The organism is Paraburkholderia podalyriae (genome assembly GCF_014397785.1).
GTDB classification, from domain to species: Bacteria; Pseudomonadota; Gammaproteobacteria; order Burkholderiales; family Burkholderiaceae; genus Paraburkholderia; species Paraburkholderia podalyriae.
Genome location: NZ_VZQQ01000012.1, coordinates 68,421 through 93,249, shown reverse-complemented (window position 1 = coordinate 93,249; position 24,829 = coordinate 68,421). Strand labels below are relative to the sequence as shown.

General features: G+C 63.0%; 20 protein-coding genes, 3 tRNA genes and 1 pseudogene. 11 read left to right on the top strand and 13 right to left on the bottom strand.

Features of this window, described 5'->3' with window-relative positions; translation table 11 throughout:
* Window positions 1–3: 3 nt before the first annotated feature.
* The 8 genes from F6X42_RS16425 to tig form a co-directional block, all read right to left on the bottom strand.
* A complete protein-coding gene (locus F6X42_RS16425) occupies window positions 4–1,938 on the bottom strand; it encodes a SurA N-terminal domain-containing protein (RefSeq protein WP_187635228.1) in 1,935 nt (644 codons plus the stop codon).
* 86 nt (window positions 1,939–2,024) lie between these two features.
* Window positions 2,025–2,101 (bottom strand) — tRNA-Asp (locus F6X42_RS16420).
* A 56-nt stretch (window positions 2,102–2,157) separates the two neighbouring features.
* Window positions 2,158–2,233 (bottom strand) — tRNA-Val (locus F6X42_RS16415).
* Between the two features lie 100 nt (window positions 2,234–2,333).
* Complete coding sequence (locus F6X42_RS16410) at window positions 2,334–2,606, bottom strand: HU family DNA-binding protein (RefSeq protein WP_187635227.1); 273 nt, start codon at window positions 2,604–2,606, stop codon at window positions 2,334–2,336.
* A 319-nt stretch (window positions 2,607–2,925) separates the two neighbouring features.
* Window positions 2,926–5,346 carry an endopeptidase La gene (gene lon, locus F6X42_RS16405; protein ID WP_187635226.1) on the bottom strand — a complete coding sequence of 807 codons (2,421 nt, stop codon included), beginning with the start codon at window positions 5,344–5,346 and terminating at the stop codon, window positions 2,926–2,928.
* Window positions 5,347–5,547: 201 nt separating this feature from the next.
* Window positions 5,548–6,819, bottom strand: a complete 1,272-nt coding sequence (gene clpX / locus F6X42_RS16400) for an ATP-dependent Clp protease ATP-binding subunit ClpX (protein WP_187635225.1) — start codon at window positions 6,817–6,819, stop codon at window positions 5,548–5,550.
* A gap of 199 nt (window positions 6,820–7,018) precedes the next feature.
* A complete protein-coding gene (clpP, locus tag F6X42_RS16395; RefSeq protein ID WP_187635224.1) occupies window positions 7,019–7,672 on the bottom strand; it encodes an ATP-dependent Clp endopeptidase proteolytic subunit ClpP in 654 nt (217 codons plus the stop codon).
* 195 nt (window positions 7,673–7,867) lie between these two features.
* Window positions 7,868–9,214: a trigger factor gene (tig, locus tag F6X42_RS16390; RefSeq protein ID WP_187635223.1), complete on the bottom strand. Its 1,347-nt coding sequence runs from the start codon at window positions 9,212–9,214 to the stop codon at window positions 7,868–7,870.
* 532 nt (window positions 9,215–9,746) lie between these two features.
* Here tig and F6X42_RS16385 point away from each other — a divergent pair.
* The 3 genes from F6X42_RS16385 (at window position 9,747) to F6X42_RS16375 (ending at window position 11,820) form a co-directional block, all read left to right on the top strand.
* Window positions 9,747–10,892: a glycerate kinase gene (locus F6X42_RS16385; RefSeq protein ID WP_187635222.1), complete on the top strand. Its 1,146-nt coding sequence runs from the start codon at window positions 9,747–9,749 to the stop codon at window positions 10,890–10,892.
* A gap of 63 nt (window positions 10,893–10,955) precedes the next feature.
* Complete coding sequence (locus F6X42_RS16380; protein WP_187635221.1) at window positions 10,956–11,408, top strand: MarR family winged helix-turn-helix transcriptional regulator; 453 nt, start codon at window positions 10,956–10,958, stop codon at window positions 11,406–11,408.
* A gap of 124 nt (window positions 11,409–11,532) precedes the next feature.
* Window positions 11,533–11,820: a hypothetical protein gene (locus tag F6X42_RS16375; protein WP_187635220.1), complete on the top strand. Its 288-nt coding sequence runs from the start codon at window positions 11,533–11,535 to the stop codon at window positions 11,818–11,820.
* 119 nt (window positions 11,821–11,939) lie between these two features.
* On the opposite strand, the gene F6X42_RS16370 is transcribed toward F6X42_RS16375, so the two are convergent.
* A tRNA-Leu gene (locus F6X42_RS16370) sits at window positions 11,940–12,026 on the bottom strand.
* Between the two features lie 239 nt (window positions 12,027–12,265).
* On the opposite strand from F6X42_RS16370, the gene F6X42_RS16365 reads away from it, so the two are divergent.
* Window positions 12,266–13,102 (top strand): squalene/phytoene synthase family protein, encoded by an 837-nt coding sequence (locus F6X42_RS16365; protein WP_187635219.1) that lies wholly within the window; start codon window positions 12,266–12,268, stop codon window positions 13,100–13,102.
* 29 nt (window positions 13,103–13,131) lie between these two features.
* Here the strand turns inward: F6X42_RS16365 and F6X42_RS16360 are convergent.
* Both F6X42_RS16360 and F6X42_RS16355 read right to left on the bottom strand, forming a co-directional pair.
* Window positions 13,132–13,464: pseudogene (locus F6X42_RS16360) on the bottom strand (DUF1501 domain-containing protein); the annotation flags it as partial.
* Window positions 13,465–13,522: 58 nt separating this feature from the next.
* A complete protein-coding gene (locus F6X42_RS16355) occupies window positions 13,523–13,849 on the bottom strand; it encodes a hypothetical protein (RefSeq protein WP_187635218.1) in 327 nt (108 codons plus the stop codon).
* A 227-nt stretch (window positions 13,850–14,076) separates the two neighbouring features.
* Here F6X42_RS16355 and F6X42_RS16350 point away from each other — a divergent pair, with 227 nt between their 5' ends.
* The 3 genes from F6X42_RS16350 to F6X42_RS16340 all read left to right on the top strand — a co-directional run bounded on the left by F6X42_RS16350 (window position 14,077) and on the right by F6X42_RS16340 (window position 16,827).
* Window positions 14,077–14,811: a two-component system response regulator GluR gene (locus F6X42_RS16350; RefSeq protein ID WP_006048917.1), complete on the top strand. Its 735-nt coding sequence runs from the start codon at window positions 14,077–14,079 to the stop codon at window positions 14,809–14,811.
* Window positions 14,812–14,854: 43 nt separating this feature from the next.
* Window positions 14,855–16,204 (top strand): two-component system sensor histidine kinase GluS, encoded by a 1,350-nt coding sequence (locus tag F6X42_RS16345; RefSeq protein ID WP_187635217.1) that lies wholly within the window; start codon window positions 14,855–14,857, stop codon window positions 16,202–16,204.
* 74 nt (window positions 16,205–16,278) lie between these two features.
* Window positions 16,279–16,827, top strand: coding sequence for a peroxiredoxin (locus F6X42_RS16340; RefSeq protein WP_187635216.1), 549 nt, complete (start codon window positions 16,279–16,281; stop codon window positions 16,825–16,827).
* Window positions 16,828–16,857: 30 nt separating this feature from the next.
* Here F6X42_RS16340 and ispF read toward each other — a convergent pair whose 3' ends face one another.
* Both ispF and ispD read right to left on the bottom strand, forming a co-directional pair.
* Window positions 16,858–17,337 (bottom strand): 2-C-methyl-D-erythritol 2,4-cyclodiphosphate synthase, encoded by a 480-nt coding sequence (gene ispF / locus F6X42_RS16335; RefSeq protein WP_018432029.1) that lies wholly within the window; start codon window positions 17,335–17,337, stop codon window positions 16,858–16,860.
* A gap of 83 nt (window positions 17,338–17,420) precedes the next feature.
* The gene (ispD, locus tag F6X42_RS16330) at window positions 17,421–18,134 is read right to left on the bottom strand and encodes a 2-C-methyl-D-erythritol 4-phosphate cytidylyltransferase (protein WP_187635215.1); all 714 of its coding nucleotides are present in this window, start codon (window positions 18,132–18,134) and stop codon (window positions 17,421–17,423) included.
* A gap of 121 nt (window positions 18,135–18,255) precedes the next feature.
* Between ispD and mfd the strand changes: the two genes are divergently transcribed.
* The 4 genes from mfd to mscL all read left to right on the top strand — a co-directional run bounded on the left by mfd (window position 18,256) and on the right by mscL (window position 24,802).
* Window positions 18,256–21,738: a transcription-repair coupling factor gene (gene mfd, locus F6X42_RS16325; protein WP_187635214.1), complete on the top strand. Its 3,483-nt coding sequence runs from the start codon at window positions 18,256–18,258 to the stop codon at window positions 21,736–21,738.
* 170 nt (window positions 21,739–21,908) lie between these two features.
* Window positions 21,909–23,132 carry an acetylornithine deacetylase gene (argE, locus tag F6X42_RS16320; RefSeq protein WP_187635213.1) on the top strand — a complete coding sequence of 408 codons (1,224 nt, stop codon included), beginning with the start codon at window positions 21,909–21,911 and terminating at the stop codon, window positions 23,130–23,132.
* A gap of 88 nt (window positions 23,133–23,220) precedes the next feature.
* Window positions 23,221–24,255, top strand: coding sequence for a threonine/serine dehydratase family protein (locus tag F6X42_RS16315; protein ID WP_187635212.1), 1,035 nt, complete (start codon window positions 23,221–23,223; stop codon window positions 24,253–24,255).
* A gap of 100 nt (window positions 24,256–24,355) precedes the next feature.
* Window positions 24,356–24,802: a large conductance mechanosensitive channel protein MscL gene (gene mscL / locus F6X42_RS16310; protein ID WP_187635211.1), complete on the top strand. Its 447-nt coding sequence runs from the start codon at window positions 24,356–24,358 to the stop codon at window positions 24,800–24,802.
* Window positions 24,803–24,829 lie beyond the last annotated feature (27 nt).

The following is a 24,829-nucleotide window of genomic DNA, read 5'->3' as shown; positions in this document are numbered from 1 at the left end:
CGCTTACTGGTCGGCGGTTTGCGCGGCGCTGTCGGGCGTACCGTAGAACTTCACGCTCGAGCGCTCGCGCAGCGCCTTCAGATAGGCTTCGGCCTGCGATTGCGCGTCCACCTGCGCAATCTGTTGCTGCGCGGCGGCGAGATGCTGTGCATCGGTGGGCGCGGGCGGCACGATCTGGTTCACGCGATAGATCGCATAGCCGTCGTCGCCGAGATCGACACCGACGTAGGCCGGCAGCTTTTGCGCATCGACCGTGTAGATTGCGCTCAGTGCGGCGGGCGGCACGCCCTGCGCGTCATTGCGTGACACCTTCAGCGGCGACGAGAAACCGGTGGTCGACTTCGACTTCTCGAACTCGGCCAGCTTCGCGATGCCGTCCTTGTGCGCCGCTTCGTTCGACTGCCCGGCGATCACCTTCTGGCGCACTGCGTCCTTCACCGCGTCGAACGCGGGCACGGCAGCGGGCTTGTAGTCCGTGACGCGCGCGGCGATCAGCGTGTTGTTGCCGACGTCGATGGCCTGCGTATTGTTGTGCGCCGACACCGAGTCGTTCGCGAACACGGCCCCGAGGAACTTCGGGTTGTTCAGCGGGCTGTCAGGCGGCAGCTTCGCATCCGGCTGCGGCGTGACCGTCGCGGTCTGGATCTGCAGCTTGAACTTGTCCGCGGCCGGCTGCAGGCTCTTGGACTTTTCGTAGACGAGCGACGTGAAGCCTTCCGAACTATCGGTGAACGCCTTGCTCGCCAGTTGCGTCTTCAGTTCCCTGGCGATCTGGTCTTTCACTTCGTCGAACGACTTCGTGACCGCCGGCTTCACATCCGTGACCTTGATGATGTGAAAACCGAAGTCGGTCTGCACGATGCCGCTGATTTCGTCCTTCTTCAGCGCGAACACCGCGTCGTCGAACGCCTGGCCGCCCGCGATCATGCCGCGGCCGAAATAACCGAGGTCACCGCCCTTCGATGCGGAACCCGGGTCCTGCGAGTTCTGCTCCGCGATCTGGGCGAACTGGTCCGGATGCGCCTTGAGCTGCGCGAGCAACTCCTCGGCCTTCTGCTTCGCCTTCGCCTTGTCAGCCGCGCTCGCGTCCTTCGGTGCCGTAATCAGGATATGGCTCGCGCGCACCTCGCCTTCGGTGCGGAAGTGCGCGATGTTGTCGTCGTAGTACTTCTTGAGGTCCGCGTCGCTCGGCTGCACCGATGCGCTCAGTGTGGCCGGCGAGATCACCAGGTACTGGATCGTCGCGGTAGCGGGCGTCGCGAAGTCATTGCGATTCGCGTCGTAATACGCTTGCAGTTGCGCATCGGTCGGCTGGATCTTCGCCGCGTAGTCGTGCGGATGGAACGCGATGCCCTGCACTTCACGCTGCTGCTGGGCCAACTCGGTCAGGTGCTGCGCGAGCGTCTTCGACGTGAACGCGCTCGCCTCGATGCTGGCGGGCAGTTGTTGCATCGCAAGGTTGTAGCGTACCCGCTCGTCGTATTGATTGGGCGTCATGCCCTGCATCGCGAGCAACTGCTTGTAGCGGTCGAGGTCGATCGAACCGTCGGGATTCTTCAGTGACGAGATCACCGGATCGGACAGCAGCGCGCGGCGCACCGCTTGGTCCGACGCGGTCAGATGCAGACGCTGCGTTTCGTCGGCGAGCACACGCTGCTCGATCATGCCGTCGAGCATCTGGCGACGACGCTCGGGCGTGTCGAACGACTTCATGTCGAACTTCGCGCCGAGCATCTGACGCCCGCGATCGATCTGCTGGCGCATCGCATCGTCGTATTCGACGCGCGTGATCTTGTGACCGTTGACACTCGCGACGTTTGCACTTTCGTCAAAGAAGCCGCGGAAGCCCTGAATACCCACGAAACCCAACCCCGGCAAAATGACGAGGATGAGCATGAACATCATCAGGCGTTGGTGATTGCGGAAAAAATCGAGCATGCGTGAGGGGTGCCAAAAACAGAACGCCCGATCTTACAACAGCGGGCAACAAAAAAGGCGAACCGGAGTTCGCCTTTCGTGGATACTGGCGGAGTGGACGGGACTCGAACCCGCGACCCCCGGCGTGACAGGCCGGTATTCTAACCGACTGAACTACCACTCCTTATACTGCGTTTTTGCGACATTCGCTGCCGAAAACACTGCTGCCGAATCTGAAACTGGTGGGTGCTGAGAGGCTCGAACTCCCGACCTACGCCTTGTAAGGGCGCCGCTCTACCAACTGAGCTAAGCACCCGTTTCGTGATTCATTGCTTGATATGTTTTCCACTTTGCCGCTGTTTCCCCGTGAATCGTTGATGCAATCGGGTTAAGCGATTCGCCAAGCAGCAAGTCGATTAGTTTAGCGCATCCTTCAGAGCTTTTCCAGGCCTAAATTTAGGAACTTTCGCTGCCTTGATTTTGATCGCGGCGCCCGTGCGCGGGTTGCGTCCGGTGCGCGCGGTGCGCTTGCCGACCGCGAACGTGCCAAAGCCGACCAACGTGACCGACTCGCCCTTCTTCAACGTGCTTTTGACACCCGCGATGACTGCATCGAGCGCACGGCCGGCCGCGGCTTTGGAAATGTCGGCTTGCTGTGCGATGTGATCGATCAATTCCGTCTTGTTCATTCAAACCCCCGTGAATGTTTATTAGCAACTGTGACGTGCTTTCCAGCACCTCCTGCCACGCGGCCGGCGCTAACGCCAGGCCGCCCCATTAGAAGCGGCCGAAACCCTTGTGTCAACCGGGGTTGGGCCTGATCAGGGCGGTTTTAGAGGGGCCTTTTCATCCACAGTATGTTGCAGCGGAAAGACTGGCGATGCGACCCAGCGACAAAGTCGTGCGGGCAATAAAAAACCCGCGGCCTCGACCGCGGGTTTTCTGCTGCAGCGAGCATCCTTGCTGCGGAATGCTCTGGCGTCAGCGCGTTCTAATGCGCTTCGAACCTCAGTGCTTGACGACGTCCGTCGCGGCATCCTTGCCCGGCTCAGCCCCAACCGGCGCCGAAGGCTTCGGCTCTTCTTCCGGCAATGCCTGCGGTACACGTTCGAGCGCAAGCTCGAGCACCTTGTCGATCCAGCGGACCGGCACGATTTCGATTGCGTTCTTCACGTTGTCCGGAATCTCCGTCAAGTCCTTCACGTTCTCTTCCGGAATCAGCACCAGCTTGATGCCACCCCGATGCGCCGCAAGCAACTTCTCCTTAAGGCCGCCGATCGGCAGGACTTCGCCACGCAGCGTGATTTCGCCCGTCATCGCGACATCGGCGCGCACCGGGATACCGGTCAACACCGACACCAGCGCGGTCGTCATCGCGATACCGGCCGAAGGACCATCTTTCGGCGTCGCGCCTTCCGGCACGTGGATGTGAATGTCCTGCTTCTCGAACGCTTCGTCCTTGATGCCAAGACGACGCGAACGCGAACGCACGACCGAGCGCGCCGCTTCGACGGACTCCTTCATCACGTCGCCGAGCGAACCCGTGCGGATCACATTGCCCTTGCCCGGCATCACCGCGGCTTCGATGGTCAGCAAATCGCCGCCCACTTCCGTCCACGCGAGACCCGTGACCTGGCCCACCTGATTTTCCTTCGCGGCCAGACCGAAGTCGTACTTGCGCACGCCGAGGAACGTGTCGAGGTTGCTACCGTCGACCTTCACCGCGCCTTCCGCCTTCTTCAGCAGAAGCATCTTCACAACCTTGCGGCAGATCTTCGAAATTTCACGCTCGAGCGAGCGGACGCCCGCTTCGCGCGTGTAGTAACGAATGATGTCGCGAATCGCAGTTTCCGTCACATCGACCTCGCCTTCCTTCAGGCCGTTGTTCTTCTTCTGCTTCGGCAACAGATAACGCTGCGCGATGCTGACCTTCTCGTCTTCCGTGTAACCCGCCAGACGGATCACTTCCATCCGGTCGAGCAGCGGCGGCGGAATGTTCAGCGAGTTCGACGTCGCGACGAACATCACGTCCGACAGATCGAAGTCGACTTCGACGTAGTGATCGGCAAACGTATGGTTCTGTTCCGGATCGAGCACTTCAAGCAGCGCCGACGACGGATCGCCGCGGAAATCCTGGCCCATCTTGTCGACTTCGTCGAGCAGGAAAAGCGGATTGCGCACGCCGACCTTGGTCAGGCTTTGCAGGATCTTGCCCGGCATCGAACCGATGTACGTGCGACGGTGGCCGCGAATCTCGGCTTCGTCACGCACGCCGCCCAATGCCATGCGCACGAACTTGCGGTTCGTCGCGCGCGCGATCGACTGGCCAAGCGAAGTCTTACCGACACCCGGAGGCCCAACGAGGCACAGGATCGGCGCCTTGACCTTGTCGACTCGTTGCTGGACCGCGAGATACTCGAGAATGCGTTCCTTCACCTTCTCGAGACCAAAGTGGTCTTCGTCGAGCACGCGCTCCGCATTCGACAGGTCGTTGTTGACCTTGCTCTTCTTGCGCCACGGCAAGCCGATCAGCGTGTCGATGTAGTTGCGCACGACCGTCGCTTCCGCCGACATCGGCGACATCAGCTTGAGCTTCTTAAGTTCGGCGTCGGCCTTCTTCTTCGCTTCCTTCGGCATGCGGGCAGCCGTGATGCGCTTCTCGAGTTCTTCGAGATCCGCACCTTCTTCGCCTTCGCCGAGTTCCTTCTGGATCGCCTTGACCTGTTCGTTCAGGTAGTACTCGCGCTGGCTCTTCTCCATCTGACGCTTCACGCGCCCACGGATACGCTTTTCGACCTGCAGGATGTCGATCTCGGCTTCGAGTTGCGCGAGCAGATGCTCGAGGCGCTCGATCACCGGGAACATCTCGAGGATGTGCTGTTTCTGGTCGAGCTTGAGCGGCAGATGCGCCGCGATCGTGTCGGCCAGACGCCCGGCCTCGTCGATACCCGACAGCGACGTCAGGATCTCCGGCGGGATCTTCTTGTTCAGCTTCACATACTGGTCGAACTGCGACACGATCGCGCGACGCAGCGCTTCGGTTTCAGCGCTGTCGGCGTGGTCGGGTTCGAGCGGCATGACTTCGCACGAGAACTGCGTTTCCTGTTCTTCGATGGAAAGCGTCTTCGCGCGCTGCAAGCCTTCGACGAGCACCTTCACGGTACCGTCGGGCAGCTTCAGCATCTGCAGGATGTTGGCGATACACCCTACTTCGTACATGTCCTTTTCGGTCGGCTCATCTTTCGCAGCCGTTTTCTGGGCGACGAGCATGATGTGCTTGCCGCCTTCCATCGCTGCTTCGAGAGCCTTGATCGACTTTGGGCGGCCTACGAAGAGCGGAATCACCATGTGCGGGAAAACGACTACGTCGCGCAGCGGGAGCAGCGGCAGCGTAATGCGTTCCGGCGGGAGGAGTTGGGTTCCTGACATTTCATTTCCCCATGAGTGGAATCAGTTCGTTCGATAGGTGAGGCCAGCAGAAAATATTGCAAGCCTCCGCGTGTGGGAAAAGTTCAGTGACTCCGAAGGTTCAGTGACTCCATAGTTGAGAACAACCAGCCTGACCACACGATAAACGAAAAAGCCGTTCACGTCGCCATGAACGGCTTTTTTGCAGAACTCGAAAGCCGATCAGTTCGAACCCGCGACCTTCGGCGCGTCTTCGTAGATCAGCAGCGGTTTGCCGTCGCCGTCGATAACGTTGTCGTCGATGATGACCTTGCTGACACCTTTCATTTGCGGCAGGTCGTACATCACGTCGAGCAACGCCTGTTCCAGAATCGAACGCAAGCCCCGCGCACCCGTCTTGCGGCGGATCGCCTTGCGCGCCACGGCCTGCAAGGCGCCCGGACGGATTTCGAGCTCGACGCGCTCCATGCTGAAGAGCTTGTGATACTGCTTGACCAGCGCATTCTTCGGTTCGACGAGAATCTTCATCAGCGCCGCCTCATCGAGCTTGCCGAGCGTGGCGACCACCGGCAGGCGGCCGATCAACTCCGGAATCAGGCCGAATTTGATCAGATCTTCCGGTTCCACCTCGCGCAGCACTTCGCCGGCATCGCGGTCCTGCTTGCTCTTCACGCTCGCGCCGAAACCGATACCCGTCTTCTCGGTACGATCGACGATGACCTTCTCGAGGCCGTCGAACGCGCCGCCGCAGATGAACAGGATGTTGGTCGTATCGACCTGGATGAAGTCCTGGTTCGGATGCTTACGGCCACCTTGCGGCGGCACCGACGCCATCGTGCCTTCGACCAGCTTCAGCAGAGCCTGCTGCACGCCCTCGCCCGACACGTCGCGCGTGATGGACGGGTTGTCGGACTTGCGGCTGATCTTGTCGATTTCGTCGATATAGACAATGCCGCGTTGGGCCTTGTCCACCTCGTAATTACAATTCTGCAGCAGCTTCTGAATGATGTTCTCGACGTCTTCGCCGACATAGCCGGCTTCCGTCAGCGTGGTCGCGTCGGCGATCACGAACGGCACGTTCAGAAGGCGGGCAAGCGTCTGCGCGAGCAGCGTCTTGCCGGAGCCAGTCGGGCCGATCAGCAGGATGTTGCTCTTTGACAGCTCGATTTCGTCCTTCTTGTCGAGGTGCTTGAGGCGCTTGTAGTGGTTGTAGACCGCGACCGCGAGGATCTTCTTTGCGCGTTCCTGACCGATCACGTACTGGTCGAGAATTTCGCGGATTTCCAGCGGAGTCGGCAGATCGGACTTGGACAAGCCCGCCTCGATGCCTGCGCCTGCAGCCTCGTCGCGGATGATTTCGTTGCATAGGTCGATACATTCATCGCAGATGAATACCGACGGGCCAGCAATCAGTTTCTTGACCTCATGCTGGCTCTTTCCGCAAAACGAGCAATACAACAGCTTTTCGCTGTTAGAACCTTTCTTGTCCGCCATAGATGTGTGAGCCTCCGGACACCGGATTACATAATACGCCGTTTGCCCCCGCCACGCAGTTTGGGCGCGGCAGAGCTAGTAAGCATGATAACGGCGCTTGCCGCAGACGCCCGGACGGAAGGAAGCTGAACATTCACAACCGACCCGATGACGCTTTTGACGCAATCGGGACGACCTTGCGGGGCAAAACCGTACCAGATCAGGGGCGCTTGTGCGCCACCTGGTCGACGAGACCGTACGCCTGCGCGTCATCGCCGGACATGAAATTGTCGCGGTCGGTGTCGCGCGCAATACGCTCGACGGGCTGACCGGTGTGGTGCGCGAGCAGATGATTCAGCCGGTCCTTCAGGTAAAGGATTTCACGCGCCTGGATTTCAATGTCCGATGCCTGACCGCGCGCGCCGCCCAGTGGCTGGTGAATCATCACACGCGAATTCGGCAGCGCGAAACGCTTGCCCTTCGCGCCGGCCGCGAGCAGGAACGCGCCCATGCTCGCCGCGAGCCCCATGCACAGCGTCGAGACATCCGGCTTGACGAACTGCATCGTATCGTAAATCGCCATACCCGCCGACACGGAGCCGCCCGGGCTGTTGATATAGAAGTAGATGTCCTTGTCCGGATTCTCGCTTTCGAGAAACAGCATCTGCGCAACCACCAGATTGGCCGTCTGGTCGTTCACTTCGCCTACGAGGAACACGATGCGTTCCTTCAGCAGCCGCGAATAAATATCATACGAACGCTCGCCCCGGCCGCTCGTTTCCACGACGATCGGCACCAGACCGAGTGCCTGCGCTTCGAGATCCCGGGACGACTGGGAGGTCAACGTGTCCAGCATTTGGGCGCGAAAGGTCATGCAATGGATCCTTGTCTGGAAATATTCCGAATATTAGCTGCTCGACACAGGTTGGTGCGATGAGCCCGTATTCAAGTCCCGTCTTATGTGTGCGCCGCACGACCGGACCCGCTACGACGCACCTTTACGCGGCACATAAAAACGGCGTGCGGGCCGTCGGTCGCTCCGACAGCCGGCACGCCGTTGCAGCGGCGCTTACCCTTGCGCCGTTGCGCTCGCCAGCTCTTCGAAGCTCACTTCCTTGTCCGTCACCTTGGCCTTGCTGAGGACGAAGTCGACGACGTTGGCTTCAACGACATACGCTTCCATTTCAGCAAGACGTTGCTGGTTCGAATAATACCAGCGGACGACTTCCTTCGGGTCTTCATAGCTTTTCGCGAATTCGTCGACTTCGGCACGGATCTGCTCCGGCTTCGCCTGCAGTTCGTTCGCCTTCACGAGCTCGGCCAGCACGAGGCCCAGCTTGACGCGGCGTTCGGCCTGCTCCTTGAACATCGCGGCCGGGATCGGCGCGTCCTTCGCGTTCGGCACGCCGCGCTGCTCCAGATCCTGGCGGGCCATCGCGACGAGGCGTTCCTGATCCTGTTCGATCAGCGCGTTCGGCACGTCGAGTTCCGAGATCTTCAGCAGTGCGTCCATCACCTGGTTCTTGACGATCGCTTGCGTGCGGCGCTTCGCTTCACGCTCGAGGTTGTCCTTGATTTCGGCGCGCATCTTGGTCAGATCGCCGTCTTCGATGCCGAGCGACTTCGCGAATTCACCGTCGACTTCCGGCAGGTGCGGCCATTCGATCTTCTTCATCGTGATCGTGAACTGCGCCGTCTTGCCCGCCACTTCCTTGCCGTGGTAGTCGTCCGGGAACTTCAGGTCGAATTCCTTCGCTTCGCCGACCTTCAGGCCGAGCGCCGCCTTTTCGAATTCCGGCAGCATGCGGCCTTCGCCGAGGACGAAGCCGAAGTCCTCGGCGCTACCGCCTTGGAATGCTTCACCGTCGAGCTTGCCGGCGAAGTCGACCGTCACGCGATCGCCGTCTTTCGCCGCCGTGTCCGTGCCGCCGTCGCCGTGCTCGCCGGCTTCGCCGCGAGCGTGGAAGTGCACGCGCTGCTTGCGCAGGATGTCCAGCGTGCGGTCGATTTCCGCTTCGCTGATGCTGGTCGTGGTGCGCTCGATTTCAGCCGTGGCGACGTCGCCCAGTTTCACTTCCGGGTACACCTCGAAAGTCGCGTCGAACGCGTAGCTGCCTTCAGCGGCGTCGGCCTTCGGCGCGAAGCTCGGCTGACCCGCGACACGCAGGTTCTCGGTGCGGCTGATGTCGAAAAATTCCTTGCCGACCTTGTCGCTCAGCACTTCGGCTTCCACCTGGCCCGAATACTGTTGCGTCACCATCTTGAGCGGCACCTTGCCGGGGCGAAAACCCGGCATGCGCACGTTCTTCGCGAGTTGACGGATACGCGAATCCACTTCCTTCTGCACGGCATCCTTCGGCAGGGAAATCGTCACGCGGCGTTCGAGCTTGCCGAGGTTTTCAACAACGTTAGCCATGGCTTCAATCGTCCTAAAATTATTCGAGCGAATCAGTTATCTTCTCCGTGCTGCCCGTCAATGTCGCTTCGCATCATTTGCGCCGATTGCATCGATCACGCACCTGCGCCGCGGGCTTGCAGGCCGCCGGCAGCACGGTTGAGTCCAAAGAGCCAAATATTTTAGCAAACTATTTGCGCGCCTAGCCGGGATTCGGTAATTGCATCGAGTTTTACCGGCATTCCACGCGTTTTGAGGGCCATTTTCGGTTAGTTTTGACGCAGGCAGCGCGGTCTGCCGCTGGCATCGCTATCCGGTTCGCACCGCGCTTGCCTGCGGCGCTTTGTCGTTATGCGCCGCGAGGTCCGTGCAAACGCTCGCATGGGCCCGCGGCCGACGCGTCGCGGCGGCGATTCCGCCTATGCCGTTCGGCATATTCAGCCGGCGTCCCCATGCTGATAAGCTAACGCACTCGGTCGGGCCGGTCCGCACAGCCATTCGCTTCATCCGCTCCAGCAACCGCTTACAACGACTCAAACCTCTCAGAGACACCATGCCGAATTCGTCGCCCTCGCCTATCGTCGTCATCGCTCCCGATTCATTCAAAGGCTCGCTCAGCGCGGAACAGGTCGCGCAGGCGATCGCGTCCGGCATCCAGCGCGCACGCCCCGACGCCAGCGTGCGCATCTGTCCGATGGCCGACGGCGGCGAAGGCACGCTCGACGCCATGCTCACGAGCGGCGGCGAGCGCCGCACGCTTAGCGTGCGCGGCGCGGCCGGTCCGACGCGCGAAGCGCTGGCGGGCCTGCTCGCGGACGGTAGCGCGATCATCGAAACGGCGGAGATCGTAGGCATCACGGACCCGGTCGGCATGGGCGTGCCGGTCGAGGCGCGCAGCACGCGCGGGATGGGCGAGGCGATTCGCGCGCTGCTCGACGCAGGCGTGCGGCGCTTTTTCGTCGCGCTGGGCGGCAGCAGCACGAACGACGGCGGCGCGGGCCTGCTGACCGGCCTCGGCCTGCAACTGTTCGACGCACAAGGCAACGCGCTCGAAGGCACGCCCGAGCAGCTTGCGCGCGTGGCGCGGGTCGATGCGTCGCTGCTCGACGCGCGGCTTGCCGACGCGCAGTTCGTCGGCATGTCGGACGTCGACAATCCGCTGATCGGCGAGCACGGCGCGACCGCGATTTTCGGTCCGCAAAAAGGCGTGAAGCCTGATCAGGTCGCGCCGATCGACGCGGCGCTCGCGCGCTTCGCCGATCTGCTCGAAGCCGCGCTCGGCCAGACCGCGCGCGACCTGCCGGGAGCCGGCGCGGCAGGTGGTCTCGGCTTCGCGTTGCACATGCTCGGCGCGCAGTTCGAACCGGGTGCGGAAACGGTCGCGCGGCAAATCGGCCTCGACGCCGCGCTCGCCGGCGCCGACTGGCTAATCACCGGCGAAGGCCGCTCCGATGTGCAGACGTTGCATGGCAAGGCGCCATTCATCGCGTGCGCGCATGCGCGGGCGGCGGGCGTAGCCGCCACGCTGTTGTCCGGTGCGGTCGACCCCGCCGCGCTACCGCGTCTCGCCGAATACTTCAGCGGCTGCTTTTCGCCGGCGCCGGGGCCGATCACGCTCGACGTCGCGATTCGCGACGCGGCGCGCCTGCTCGCCAACGAGGCCGAGCAGCTGACGCGCTTGAAATACGGCGTGCGTTGACCCGCTAAACGGCTGCGGCAACAGTCACAGCGCCACGACCGTTCCACTCATCACGGGGTGACCATGAAGGACTCCGCCAAAACCGGGCTCGAGCAGTTCCTCACGTACCGTCTGCATGTGCTGAACAAACTGGCCGAGCGCCGCATCAGCGCGCGCTACGCGGCGAAGCTCGACGTGACGCTGCCTGAAGCGCGGGTGATCGCGTCGGTGGGATCGTTCGGACCGTTCTCGATCATGGAGCTGGCACGCCATGCCAATCTCGACAAAAGCCAGGCGAGTCGCGCAGCCGAAGCGCTGATCAGGCAGGGGCTCGTACAGCGCGAGGCGAGCGCCGCGGACGGCCGCGTCGTGCTGGTCTCGCTGACGCAGGAAGGCCGCGCGCTGTATCGCAAGGTGATGCCGATCGCGCGCAAGTGGAACGGCGATATGTTCGACTGTCTCGACGAAGCAGAAAGGGCCGCGTTCGGCGCGGCGCTCGACAAGGTGATCAGCACGATGAACGCGCGCGAGCGATGACGCGCGGCGAACCGGCCGGGTCTAAAAGCGCCGTTGTTCGTGATTGGGCGGCGCGTGGCAAAATTGAACATCGGCCAACGCGCCGCTCACCCGCTCCTTCACCCTCTCATTCACGGACGATTCAGTGGACATCAACAAACAGATCGCGGCACTCACCGCGTCGGAACTCCAGACCGCCGGCGCGAGCCAGGCGACCGCGATCGCGGTCAGCGTCGTGCTGCGTCATCTTCGTTCGCCGGAGCTGGCGAAACTGCTGTCGTCGGCATTTGAAAATCATCAGGCGGTGATGCTGCAAACACCGTGGCCGGACCAGATGCTGCAGGCATTCGAGTCGACGCGCCGTTTCCTCCAAGGCGCCGCGCAGGCGGAATTGCCGGGCTCGCACGAAGCGCCGGGAACGCCGGGCGCGTGAGTCGCGCGTTCGCAACGAAAAGCCGCGGAGCAACACAGCGGCCTTCCAGAATCCGCGCAACAAAGAAAAAACCCCGTCGGCCCAAAGACTTGACGGGGTTTTTCTTGACTACCGATAAGTGGTGCGAGGGAGGGGACTCGAACCCCTACACCCTTGCGGGCGTCAGGACCTAAACCTGGTGCGTCTACCAATTTCGCCACCCTCGCAGCCGGGTACGCCGCGATGCGTCGCGCCCGATTGTCGATTGTCCTGTGCACTCCCGGGCGCGCTAAACACACGTGCCCGAAAGCGTAAGCGCGAGATTCTAACCGATTGATTCGCGCTTGTCTGCACCCGGCGGTATCTGCGCGCGCGGTGCCGATGCTACAATTTTCGGCTCGTCGAGAAAGGCGCCGCGACGGACGCCGGCGCCCTTCTCGCCAGCCCTTCCCCACCATCTCATCCCGTGAATTTCGACGACTATTGCCAGCAGAAAGCGGCGCCCGAAGGATCGAGCGCCTACTATGCGCTTCGCCAGGCGCGCGCAGCCAGTCAGCCGCTGTTGACAGCGCTCTTCGCATTGCGTCGCGAGTTCGAGGAAACGGTCAAGGAAACGAGCGATCCCGCGCTCGGCCGCACGAAGCTTGCGTGGTGGCAGAAAGAAATCGCCGCGCTCGCCGCGGGCTCGCCGTCGCATCCGGTGTCCAAGGCGCTGGCGGCCTATCTGCCCGACGCGCGGGCCGAACATCCGGCTCTGCAGGAGCTGCTCGCGGGCTTCGAGATGGATCTCGACCAGGCACGCTATCTCGACTATCCGAACCTGCGGCGCTATGTGCGTGGCGTCGGCGGCAATTTTGCGTCGCTCGTGTCACGCGCCGCGGCAACGGGATCGGCCAGCGATACCGCGCAAGCGTCGGAGTGGGCCGCGCCGCTCGGCGAGGCGCTGATGCTCGCGCAGTTGGTCGCCGAGACCGGCAACGATGCGCGTCACGGCCGTATCTATGTTCCGATCGACGAGATGCAGCGCTACAACGTGACCGCCGCCGATCTGATCAACCGCAAATACACCGACGCATTCACCGAATTGATGCGCTTCGAAACGCAGCGCGCGCGCGATGCGGTGCAAACCGCGCTCGCCGCGGTGCCCGCCGACGCTCGGCGCGTCCAGCGCACGCTGCTCGCTCTCGCGGCGCTCGCGTTGGCGTTGCTCGATGAAATCGAGCGCGACGGTTATCACGTGCTGCACCAACGCATCGCGTTGACGCCGATCCGCAAGTTGTGGATCACGTGGCGCGCGAAGTAGCCTGACAGTCGGACCGCGCGTCCGGCGGCCGTTACCTTCACGACGTCCGAAGCGGCCAGCACCTGCATCGCCGTTTTTGATCGAGCAGCCGAACGCGCCGCCTGGAAACACGGTCTTTAGTTGAGACTGCCCTTGCACAGGCCGCCGAAGATCGGCTGCCTTCACGATGTCGTTTTCGACGTCGAGAATAGGTGCGAGCGCCGGATTGCGCTCGCGCGAGGACACCGGCGTCGCGAATCGTAAGGCCCTGACGAACTGCGCGGGATTGACGAGCGCGATCGCGTGTGAGCACAGCCGTCACGGAGATATTGATCGGAGCGCGACGCGGTGTCCCAGATCTCGATCGAACGAAAATGCGGCAGCGTGCAAGTTGACGCTAAAGACGCAATAGAAATTTTCGCGCGGCAATGCGCGCTGAGATTAACGCTTGTACAACTCGCGCACGGCGTCTTCGATATGTTGCCGCAACAGCCGACGCTCTTCGGGCGTCATATGCCCGTCGCGGCGACGTTGATCGAGATCGGGAGGAACCGCGGTACGCAGCATTACATCAGAGGCAGGGCGATCGATGCTCGCATTGTGGCGGCTGGCTCTGCTATTGGCGGAGCGGGACGCATGCTCGCTCGCCGCTCGGTCCGGGGACGGCTGCGCATGGGCGAGCGTCGGGCCCAGTGTGCCTGCGAGCGTACCGGCTACCGCCAGTGCAATCATGCTCAAGCGCACAGTTGGCCAAACCCCTCCCTTCATGTTGTTCCCTTCGTGGCGCGGCAACCGGCTACCTCAGATGCGTATACAAACCCCGGTAACAGCCGGGTACGAGAGTTTTGTCGAGTGAAGTATCCACCGAACAGCCGCATTCAGTAAAGGAGTCTAAACGCGCATACTTTACGTCGCGCCACACTGCGGGTAAATTTTGTAACCGACTGTAACCCCAGAAATGGTGTAACCGCGCACCACTTTCTAATCGCGCTAAGATGCCGACCATGGAAACCAAAAACCCTTCGAAAATCCTCGTCGTCGACGACGATCCACGCCTGCGCGATCTTCTGCGCCGCTACCTCGGTGAACAGGGCTTCAACGTCTACGTCGCCGAAAATGCGCCGTCGATGAACAAGCTCTGGGTACGCGAGCGCTTCGATCTGCTGGTGCTCGATCTGATGCTACCCGGTGAGGACGGCCTGTCGATCTGCCGGCGTCTGCGCGGCAGCAACGACCGCACGCCGATCATCATGCTGACGGCCAAGGGTGAAGATGTCGATCGCATCGTCGGCCTCGAGATGGGCGCCGACGACTACCTGCCCAAGCCGTTCAATCCACGCGAACTGGTCGCGCGCATTCACGCGGTGCTGCGTCGTCAGTCGCCGTCCGAATTGCCGGGTGCGCCGTCAGAGACCACCGAGGTGTTCGAGTTCGGCGAGTTCGCGCTGAATCTCGCCACCCGCACGCTGACCAAGGCCGGCCAGGAAATTCCGCTGACCACCGGTGAGTTCTCGGTGCTGAAGGTGTTCGCACGTCATCCGCGTCAGCCGCTGTCGCGCGAAAAGCTGATGGAACTCGCGCGCGGCCGCGAATACGAGGTCTTCGACCGCAGCCTCGACGTACAGATCTCGCGTCTGCGCAAGCTGATCGAGCCGGATCCGGGCAGCCCGCGCTTCATTCAGACCGTGTGGGGCCTCGGCTACGTGTTCATCCCCGACGGTGCAGCCTGAGTTTGTGCTCCGTTTTCGTTTCTGTATCACATAAGAAGGGCCCATGCGGATCGACCGGCGCCTCCTGACGCTCGCGTTCGGCGGCCTTTTCTGGCGGACCTTTCTGCTGATCGCGCTGTTGATCGCAGTCAGTCTCGCCGCGTGGTTCCAGAGCTTTCGCGTGATCGAGCGGGAGCCGCGCGCGCAGCGCGTGGCTCTGCAACTCGTCGCGATCGTCAAGCTCACGCGCACCGCACTCCTCTATTCCGATCCCGACCTGCGGCGCGCGTTGCTGCAGGATCTGGAGAGCAATGAAGGGGTGCGTGTGTACCCGCGCGAAGCCACCGACAAATACAAACTCCAACCCGACGAATCGCTCAATCGCCTGATCGAGCACGACATCCGCGGCCGTCTCGGCGACGACACCGTGATCGCGCAGAGCGTGAACGACATCAACGGCGTATGGATCAGCTTCAAGATCGACGACGACGATTACTGGGTCGCGCTCGACCGCGATCAGCTCGACAACGCGACCGGCCTGCAATGGGCCGGCTGGGGCGTGTTCGCGCTCGCGCTGTCGCTGTTCGGCGCCGCGTTCATCACTAGTCTGGTGAACCGGCCGTTCGCGCGCCTCGCGATGGCCGCGCGCAGGGTCGGCTCGGGGCAATCGCCCGAGCCGCTGCCCGAGCGCGGCATGGGGGTCGCCGCCGAAACCAATCGAAGCTTCAACCAGATGGTGCGCGACCTCGAACAGCTGGAGGCGGATCGGGCACTGATGCTGGCGGGCATCTCGCACGATCTGCGCACGCCGCTCGCGCGGCTGCGGCTCGAGACCGAAATGAGCCCGTCCGACCAGGCCACCAAGGACGCGATGGTCGACGACATCGAGCAGATGGACATGATCATCGGCCGCTTCCTCGACTACGCGCGTCCGGTGCAACGCGTGCCGGAGCCGGTCGACCTGTCGGTGATCGCGAGCGAGCTCGCCGCGCGCATGCAAAGCGAGGACAGCATGCGACTGATCACGCGGCTCGCCCCGTCGGCGGTGATCGAGGCCGATGAAACCGACATGCGGCGCGTGGTCGGCAATCTGCTCGAGAACGCGCGCAAGTACGGAGGCAGCGAAGACGATGGCGTGCCGCACGTGATTCTCGAAACGCGCGTGTCGCATTCACGCGTCGAACTCACGGTGGTCGACGAAGGTCCCGGCATTCCCGAAGACCAGCTCCCGCTCGTCACGCGGCCGTTCTATCGCGTGAATTCGGCGCGCACCCAGGCCAATGGCACGGGGCTGGGCATGGCGATCGTGCAGCGGCTGGTCGCGCGTTATCGCGGCGCGCTGCGTCTGCGCAACCGTTCGCCCGGTCCTGGACTCGAGGTGACGATCGAGTTTCCGCTCGCGAAAGGCGCGTGAGCCGACGACGCACGCAACGGCACGCCGCCGCCTTTCGAACCATGCGTTCTTGCGACTTCCGAAGGAGCTCCAGCATGAAAACCGTTGGCGATAAACTCGAAGCGTTCACTGTCACCGCCGCCAAGCCGGGCTTCAATCACCACGAGGAACACGGCGTCTCGGCGTTCGAAGAGATCACCGAGCAGTCGTTTCCAGGCAAGTGGAAAATCATCTACTTCTATCCGAAAGATTTTTCACTGGTCTGTCCGACGGAAATCGTCGAGTTCGGCAAGCTCGTCAAGGAGTTCGAGGACCGCGAGGCGGTGGTGCTCGGCGGCAGCGTCGACAATGAATTCGTGAAGCTCGCGTGGCGCCGCGAGCGCAAGGATCTCGACAGGCTCAATCACTACTCGTTCGGCGACGTGAAGGGCGAACTGATCGACCAGCTCGGCGTGCGCGACAAGGAAGCGGGAGTCGCGCTGCGCGCGACCTATATCGTCGATCCGGACAACACGATCCAGCACGTGTCGGTCAACAATCTGTACGTGGGCCGTAATCCCGAAGAAGTGCTGCGCATCCTCGACGGCCTGCAAACGGACGAGCTATGCCCGAGCAATCGGGCGATCGGCGGCGCGACGCTGTAAACGACACTGTCGATCGCCCCCAAAAAACCATCAGCTCCTGACCAGCAACACCGCAGCCTGCGCCTCGATGCCCTCGCCCCGGCCAAGATAACCGAGCTTCTCGTTCGTCTTCGCCTTGACGTTCACGCGCTCGATCGGCAGGCCGAGGTCCGCCGCGATATTCGCGCGCATCCCTTCGATATGCGGCGCGAGCTTCGGCGCCTGCGCGATGACGCTGCTATCGACGTTGCCGATCGCAAAGCCCGCCGCCTTCACGCGCGCCACGCATTCGCGCAGCAGCACGCGGCTGTCGGCACCGGCGAACTTCGCGTCGGTATCGGAGAAGTGCCGGCCGATGTCGCCCAACGCGGCCGCGCCGAACAGCGCATCGGTGATCGCGTGCAGCAGCACGTCCGCGTCCGAGTGGCCGAGCAGCCCGCGCTCGTACGGAATCGTCACGCCGCCGATGATCAACGCGCGCCCCGGCACCAGCGCATGCACGTCGTAGCCCTGCCCAATTCTGAAATCCATCTGCGTCACGTCCTCAAGTGCTGAAAGCTTTTGCAGCTTCTACAAAGCTTTTCTAAATCGTTTCAATGTGCAACGGCCACGCGTCACGAACCGGCCGCGCGGCTCAGGATCGCCTCGGCCAGATCGAAGTCTTCCGGATACGTCACCTTGAAATTGCGCAGGCTGCCTTGCACGAGCTTCGGCGCATGGCCCGACCATTCGATCGCGCTCGCCTCGTCGGTCAAATCGTGGCCGTCGGCCTGCGCGCGCAGGATCGCCTCGCGCAGCATGCCGATGCGAAACATCTGCGGCGTCTGCGCCTGCCACAAGCCATCGCGCGCTTCGGTGCGGGCGATGCGGCCATCGACCGACGCGCGGTCGATCCGCTTTAGCGTATCGGCGACCGGCAACGCCATGATGCCGCCAACCGCGTCGTCCTTCAGCGATCCGACCAGCGTGCGGATCAGCGCCGGCGTGATGCCCGGGCGCGCCGCGTCGTGCACGAGCACCCAGTCGTCGTCGCGCGCGCCGAACTCGGCGAGCGCGTGCAGACCGTTGAGCACCGATGCCTGGCGCGACGCGCCGCCCACGCGACGCACCGCGAAGCGCAGATTGCCGAAGCGGCGGGCGTCGAAGTGCTGGTCGTCGGGCGCGATCACGACGAGCGTCTGCGCGAATTCGCTGCACCCGTCGAACGCGGCGAGCGAGTAATGCAGCATGTCGCGGCCGGCGACAGTGCGGTATTGCTTGGGCATCGCGGCACCGGAACGGCTGCCGGTGCCTGCGCACGGGATCAGAGCGAAGAGACGGGAAGTCACGAGTGCGGATGCCGCCAGGTCAAAGTAAAGCACGAATTTTATAATAGGTCCTTCGCATCCACGCCCGTACACGCGTAAACTTGGCCGTCGCGTGCGCCCCGAGCCGCTCTTTTTCTCCTTTATGCCAGACATCGCCGCATCCTCGCAGTCCTCCCCGCCCGTCGCGCCCGTCAAGGCCGGCCAGCGTTTCGCCTTCGACGGCACGCGCGGTTCGTCCGACGCGCTGCTGATCGCCCGCTACCATCTCGCGTATCGCGAGCAGATGCCGCTGCTTGCGGTGGTCTGCGAAAGCGCGGTCGACGCGCAGCGGCTGTCGCAGGAAATCGGCTTCTTCGCGCCCGACGCGCGGGTGCGTCTGCTGCCCGACTGGGAGACGCTGCCTTACGACACGTTTTCGCCGCACCAGGACCTCGTGTCCGAGCGTCTCGCGACGCTGCACGATCTCGGCGAAGGCCGCTGCGACATCCTGCTCGTGCCGGCCACGACGGCTCTGTACCGGATGCCGCCCGCGTCGTTTCTGGCCGCCTACACGTTCTCGTTCTCGCAAGGCGAGCGGCTCGACCAGGCGAAGCTGAAGGCGCAGCTGACGCTCGCCGGCTACGAGCACGTGAGCCAGGTCGTGCGTCCGGGCGAATATTGCGTGCGCGGCTCGCTGCTCGATCTGTTCCCGATGGGTTCGCCGCTGCCCTACCGGATCGACCTGTTCGACGATCAGGTCGACTCGATTCGCGCGTTCGACCCCGACACGCAGCGCAGCCTCTATCCGGTCAAGGACGTGCGTCTGCTGCCGGGCCGCGAATTCCCGTTCGACGAGGCCGCGCGCACCGCATTCCGCAGCCGCTGGCGCGAGACCTTCGAGGGCGATCCGAGCCGCGCGTCGATCTATAAAGACATCGGCAACGGCGTGCCGTCGGCGGGCATCGAATACTATCTGCCGCTGTTCTTCGAGGAGACGGCCACGCTCTTCCATTACCTGCCCGACGGTTCGCAACTCGCATTCGTCGGCGATCTGGACGCGGCGATCCGGCGCTTCACCAACGACACCAGGCAGCGCTTCAACTTCCTGTCGCACGACCGCGACCGGCCGATCCTCGAACCGCAGAAGCTGTTCCTGTCGGATGAGGATTTCTTCACGTTCGCGAAGCCGTTCGCACGGCTCGTGCTGCCCACCAACGGCGGCGGCGCCTGGTCGATCGCTTTGCCGAACCTCGCAATCGACCGTCACGCTGACGACCCCGTGTCGGCGCTGCGGGCGTATCTGAGCACGACACCGAACCGCGTGCTGTTCGCCGCCGAATCGGCGGGCCGCCGCGAGACGCTGCTGCAACTGCTCGCCGATAACCAGCTGAAGCCAGCCTCGGCCGACAGCTTCGCCGACTGGCTCAGAAGCGACGCACGTTTCTCGCTCGGCGTCGCGCCGCTCGCGAACGGCTTCGCGGTGCCGGGCGACGGCATCGCGATCATCACCGAAACCGAACTGTACGGGCCGCTCGCGCGCCGCTCGGGACGCCGCCGCCAGGAACAGGCGAGCAACGTCGATTCGATGGTGCGCGATCTGTCCGAGCTGAAGCTCGGCGATCCGGTCGTCCATTCGCAGCACGGTATCGGCCGCTACATGGGTCTCGTGACGATGGACCTCGGCGAAGGCGAAACCGAGTTTCTGCACCTCGAATACGCGGGCGACAGCAAGCTCTACGCGCCGGTCGCGCAATTGCACGTGATCTCGCGCTATAGCGGCGCCGATCCCGAAAGCGCCCCGCTGCACTCGCTAGGTTCGGGCCAGTGGGAAAAGGCCAAGCGCAAGGCCGCGCAGCAGATCCGCGACACCGCCGCCGAGCTGCTCAATCTGTACGCGCGCCGCGCGGTCCGCGAGGGCCACGCGTTCGCGCTCGAACCGAAGGACTATGTGAAGTTCGCCGAGAGCTTCGGCTTCGAGGAAACGCCGGACCAGGCCGCCGCGATCGCGGCCGTGATCGGCGACATGACGAGCGGCAAGCCGATGGACCGGCTCGTGTGCGGCGACGTCGGTTTCGGCAAGACCGAGGTCGCGTTGCGCGCGGCGTTCATCGCCGTGATGGGTGGCAAACAGGTCGCGCTGTTGTCGCCGACCACGCTGCTCGCCGAACAGCACACGCAAACCTTCAGTGACCGCTTCTCCGACTGGCCGGTGCGCATCGCCGAACTGTCGCGCTTCAAGTCGACCAAAGAAGTGAACGCGGCGATCCAGCAGATCAACGAAGGCTCGGTCGACATCGTGATCGGCACCCACAAGCTGCTGTCGTCGGACGTGCAGTTCAAGCGGCTCGGGCTCGTGATCATCGACGAGGAGCATCGCTTCGGCGTGCGTCAGAAAGAAGCGCTGAAGGCGCTGCGCGCGGAAGTCGACGTACTGACGCTGACCGCCACGCCGATCCCGCGTACGCTCGGCATGGCGCTCGAAGGTCTGCGCGATTTCTCGGTGATCGCCACCGCGCCGCAAAAGCGCCTCGCGATCAAGACCTTCGTGCGGCGCGAGGAAGATGGCGTGATCCGCGAAGCGATGCTGCGCGAGTTGAAACGCGGCGGCCAGGTCTACTTCCTGCACAACGAAGTCGAGACGATCGAGAACCGCCGGCAGATGCTCGAAGCGCTGGTGCCCGAAGCGCGCCTTGCGGTCGCGCATGGACAGATGCACGAGCGCGAACTGGAGCGCGTGATGCGTGACTTCGTCGCGCAACGCGCGAACGTGCTGCTGTGCACGACGATCATCGAAACCGGCATCGACGTGCCGAGCGCGAACACGATCCTGATCCATCGCGCCGACAAGTTCGGTCTCGCGCAATTGCATCAGTTGCGTGGCCGCGTCGGACGCTCGCATCACCAGGCGTATTCGTATCTGCTCGTGCACGATCCACAAGGGCTTACCAAGCAGGCGCAACGGCGGCTCGAAGCGATCCAGCAGATGGAGGAGCTCGGCTCGGGCTTCTATCTCGCGATGCACGACCTCGAAATTCGCGGCACCGGTGAGGTGCTCGGCGACAAACAGTCGGGCGAGATTCACGAGATCGGCTTCCAGCTTTATACCGACATGCTCAACGACGCGGTGAAGGCCCTCAAGAACGGCAAGGAACCGGACCTCACCGCGCCGCTCGCGGCGACTACCGAGATCAATCTGCATACGCCGGCAATCCTGCCATCGGACTATTGTGGCGACGTGCAGGAGCGTCTGTCGCTGTACAAGCGCCTCGCGAACTGCGAACACAACGATTCGATCGACGGTATCCACGAAGAGCTGATCGACCGTTTCGGCAAGCTGCCGCCGCAAGCGCATGCGCTGGTGGAGACGCATCGTCTGCGGCTGGCCGCGAAGCCGCTGGGCATTTCGAAGATCGATGCGGGCGAAGCGGTGATCGGCCTGCAGTTCGTCCCGAATCCGCCGGTCGACGCGATGCGGATCATCGACATGGTGCAGAAGCACAAGCACATCAAGCTCGCGGGACAGGACAAGCTGCGTATCGAAACGCGCAGCCCGGATCTCGCGGTGCGCGTTGCGACCGTCAAGGAGACGTTGCGCGCGCTCGGTTCGCCGAGCCGCGGCACGGCTGCGGCGGCGCCCGCGCGCTGAGCGCTGAGCGCTGCGCACGAAAGTTCGCGAAAATTGCAGAAAACGGGGGGACGTCCCCCGTTTTTCGCACCGATGCTGCGCTGCGCCAACGCGATCCCGGCGGTTTGCATCCCCTTACGAAAATGCAATTTGGGATATGATCCATAGACACGAAATGCCGGAGTCATGTCATGTCTCACGTCGCTGAAACAGCGCAATCGTCGCAGTCGTCCGCCTCCTCCGCTTCTCCCGTATGTCTGCCCTGGGTCACCCGTCTGGTGTCGATGGACACGGTGAGCCGCAATCCGAATCTCGGTCTGATCGAAACGGTGCGCGACGAGCTGCGCGCGGCAGGTATCGACGCGACGCTCACGCACGGCAAGGGCGGCAAATGGGCGAATCTGTTCGCGACGATTCCCGCGCACGATGGCGAAACAAACGGCGGCGTCGTGCTGTCGGGCCACACCGACGTCGTGCCGGTGGACGGCCAGCAATGGGACAGCGATCCGTTCAAGCCCGAGATTCGCGGCAACAAGCTCTACGGCCGCGGCACCTGCGACATGAAGGGCTTCATCGGCGCCGCGCTCGCGCTCGTGCCGGACATGCAGCGTACCAGGCTCGCGAAGCCGATCCATTTCGCGCTGTCGTTCGACGAGGAAGTCGGCTGCGTCGGCGCGCCGCTTCTGATCGCCGATCTGATGAAGCGCGGCGTAAAGCCGGACGGCTGTATCGTCGGCGAGCCGACCAGCATGCGCCCGATCATCGCGCACAAGGGCATCAACGCGTATCAGTGCTGCGTGCGCGGCCAGGCCGCGCATTCGTCGCTGACGCCGAAGGGCTTGAACGCGATCGAGTACGCGGCGCGCCTGATCTGCTACATCCGCGACGTGGCCGACCAGTTCCGCGAGCAAGGCCCGTTCGACCAACTGTACGACGTGCCGTTCAGCACCGCCCAGACCAGTACGATCACGGGCGGCAACGCGATCAACACGGTGCCGGCCGAATGCCAGTTCCAGTTCGAATTCCGCAATCTGCCGACGCTCGATCCCGAGCAGATCTTCGCGCGCATCGACACCTACGCGCGCGAAACGCTGTTGCCGAAAATGCTGCGCGAGCATCCGTCGGCGGCGATCGAAATTACCAGGATCGCCGCGGCGCCCGGCCTCGATTCGTCTGAACAGGCCGCGATCACGCAACTCGTGCGCGCGCTGACAGGCGATCAGGACAAGCGCAAGGTCGCGTATGGCACCGAGGCCGGCCTCTTTTCGAACGCGGGGATTCCGAGCATCGTCTGCGGCCCCGGCGACATCCAGCAGGCGCACAAGGCGAACGAATTCGTCGAGCTCGAGCAGCTCGTCGCGTGCGAGCGCTTCTTGCGCAAGTTCATCCACAGCATGTCGGTCGAGGCCGCTTAGCCCGTTTCGTTGCAGCGGCGCGCAATCGTACTGAACCTGCGCGCCGCGCGACCGGTCTTACGACATCGACGACCCCGGAGCGACCGCCATGTCCAGCGCCATGCAGCAGCACACGGATCACACGATCGACGGTGAGCCGATCCCCACGCTCGACGACATCGCCGCGCAGCACTTCGCGTTGACGCCATGGGTCGCGCGCACGCCGGTGTTCGACCGGCTCGACTTCTCGTCGCTGCAGGGTACCGTCGTCAATTTCAAGTTCGAATTGCTGCAGGCGGGCGGCAGCTTCAAGGCACGCGGCGCCTTCACGAACCTGCTCGCGCTCGACGACGCGCAGAAGAGCGCTGGCGTCACCTGCGTGTCGGGCGGCAATCATGCGGTGGCGGTCGCCTACGCGGCGATGCGGCTCGGCGTCAGTGCGAAGGTCGTGCTATTCAGCACGGCGAATCCGGCCCGCGTCGCGTTGTGCCGCGAATACGGCGCCGACATCGTCTACGCGGAAGATCTCGCCGAAGCGTTCGAGCTGGTGCGCCGCGTCGAAGCCGAGGAAGGCCGCTATTTCGTGCATCCGTTCAACGGCTATCGCACGGTGCTCGGCTCGGCGACGCTCGGCTACGAATGGGCGACGCAAACGCCCGACCTCGAAGCGGTGATCGTGCCAATCGGTGGCGGCGGTCTCGCGGCCGGCATCGCCACCGCGCTGCGGCTCGCGAATCCGAACGTGCATGTGTACGGCGTCGAGCCCGAAGGCTCGGATGTGATGAGCAAGAGTTTTGCCGCCAACCATACGGTCAGAATGGGCCATATGTACAGCATCGCCGATTCGCTGATGTCGCCGCATACCGAGCAATATAGCTACGAGTTGTGCCGCCGCCATGTCGATCGGATCGTGACGGTGTCCGACGACCAGTTGCGCGAGACGATGCTGATTCTGTTCAATCAGCTGAAGCTCGCGGTCGAGCCGGCCTGCGCAGCCGCCACGGCCGCACTGCTCGGCCCGTTGCGCGGGCACTTGCAAGGCAAACGGGTGGGCGTGCTGCTGTGCGGCACCAATATCGATCCGGTCGGTTTTGCCGCGCATCTGGAACGCGCGCGTCATAGCGAGTCGCAGTTTCCTCATTAGCGACGCGCAGCGAATGCACTTGTTGCATCGCGGCTAAAGCACTAGGCTATCCGCATCAGGTTGGTATGATTCGGCTATTCATATTTGGGGAGGTGTATCTATGAGCATGGTCCAGGAATTTAAAGAATTTGCCCTTAAAGGCAATGTGATGGATCTGGCGGTCGGTGTGATTATCGGCGGCGCATTTTCCACCATTGTCAATTCCGTGGTTAAAGACCTGATCATGCCGGTTGTCGGGCTCGCTACCGGCGGCCTCGATTTTTCGAATATGTTCGTTCGCCTCGGCCATGTTCCGGCGACTTACAAGGGCAACCTCGAATCATATAAAGACCTGCAGACCGCGGGCGTCGCGGTGTTCGGCTACGGTTCGTTCATTACCGCGACGATCAATTTCATTATTCTCGCGTTCATCATTTTCCTGATGGTCAAGTTCATCAACACACTGCGCAAGGAGCCGCAAGCCGCGCCGGCGGAGCCGCCGCCGACGCCGGAAGACGTGCTGCTGCTGCGCGAAATCCGCGATACGCTAAAGAACCAGCAGAGCTAATTGTCAAATTAAACTCGGGTTCGACGG

Excerpts from the sequence above, each read along its gene's own strand:
- F6X42_RS16425 (WP_187635228.1), bottom strand. The coding sequence starts at position 1,938 with ATGCTCGATTTTTTCCGCAATCACCAACGCCTGATGATGTTCATGCTC.
- F6X42_RS16410 (WP_187635227.1), bottom strand. The coding sequence starts at position 2,606 with ATGAACAAGACGGAATTGATCGATCACATCGCACAGCAAGCCGACATT.
- lon (WP_187635226.1), bottom strand. The coding sequence starts at position 5,346 with ATGTCAGGAACCCAACTCCTCCCGCCGGAACGCATTACGCTGCCGCTG.
- clpX (WP_187635225.1), bottom strand. The coding sequence starts at position 6,819 with ATGGCGGACAAGAAAGGTTCTAACAGCGAAAAGCTGTTGTATTGCTCG.
- clpP (WP_187635224.1), bottom strand. The coding sequence starts at position 7,672 with ATGACCTTTCGCGCCCAAATGCTGGACACGTTGACCTCCCAGTCGTCC.
- tig (WP_187635223.1), bottom strand. The coding sequence starts at position 9,214 with ATGGCTAACGTTGTTGAAAACCTCGGCAAGCTCGAACGCCGCGTGACG.
- F6X42_RS16385 (WP_187635222.1), top strand. The coding sequence starts at position 9,747 with ATGCCGAATTCGTCGCCCTCGCCTATCGTCGTCATCGCTCCCGATTCA.
- F6X42_RS16380 (WP_187635221.1), top strand. The coding sequence starts at position 10,956 with ATGAAGGACTCCGCCAAAACCGGGCTCGAGCAGTTCCTCACGTACCGT.
- F6X42_RS16355 (WP_187635218.1), bottom strand. The coding sequence starts at position 13,849 with ATGAAGGGAGGGGTTTGGCCAACTGTGCGCTTGAGCATGATTGCACTG.
- F6X42_RS16350 (WP_006048917.1), top strand. The coding sequence starts at position 14,077 with ATGCCGACCATGGAAACCAAAAACCCTTCGAAAATCCTCGTCGTCGAC.
- F6X42_RS16345 (WP_187635217.1), top strand. The coding sequence starts at position 14,855 with ATGCGGATCGACCGGCGCCTCCTGACGCTCGCGTTCGGCGGCCTTTTC.
- F6X42_RS16340 (WP_187635216.1), top strand. The coding sequence starts at position 16,279 with ATGAAAACCGTTGGCGATAAACTCGAAGCGTTCACTGTCACCGCCGCC.
- ispF (WP_018432029.1), bottom strand. The coding sequence starts at position 17,337 with ATGGATTTCAGAATTGGGCAGGGCTACGACGTGCATGCGCTGGTGCCG.
- mfd (WP_187635214.1), top strand. The coding sequence starts at position 18,256 with ATGCCAGACATCGCCGCATCCTCGCAGTCCTCCCCGCCCGTCGCGCCC.
- argE (WP_187635213.1), top strand. The coding sequence starts at position 21,909 with ATGTCTCACGTCGCTGAAACAGCGCAATCGTCGCAGTCGTCCGCCTCC.
- F6X42_RS16315 (WP_187635212.1), top strand. The coding sequence starts at position 23,221 with ATGTCCAGCGCCATGCAGCAGCACACGGATCACACGATCGACGGTGAG.
- mscL (WP_187635211.1), top strand. The coding sequence starts at position 24,356 with ATGAGCATGGTCCAGGAATTTAAAGAATTTGCCCTTAAAGGCAATGTG.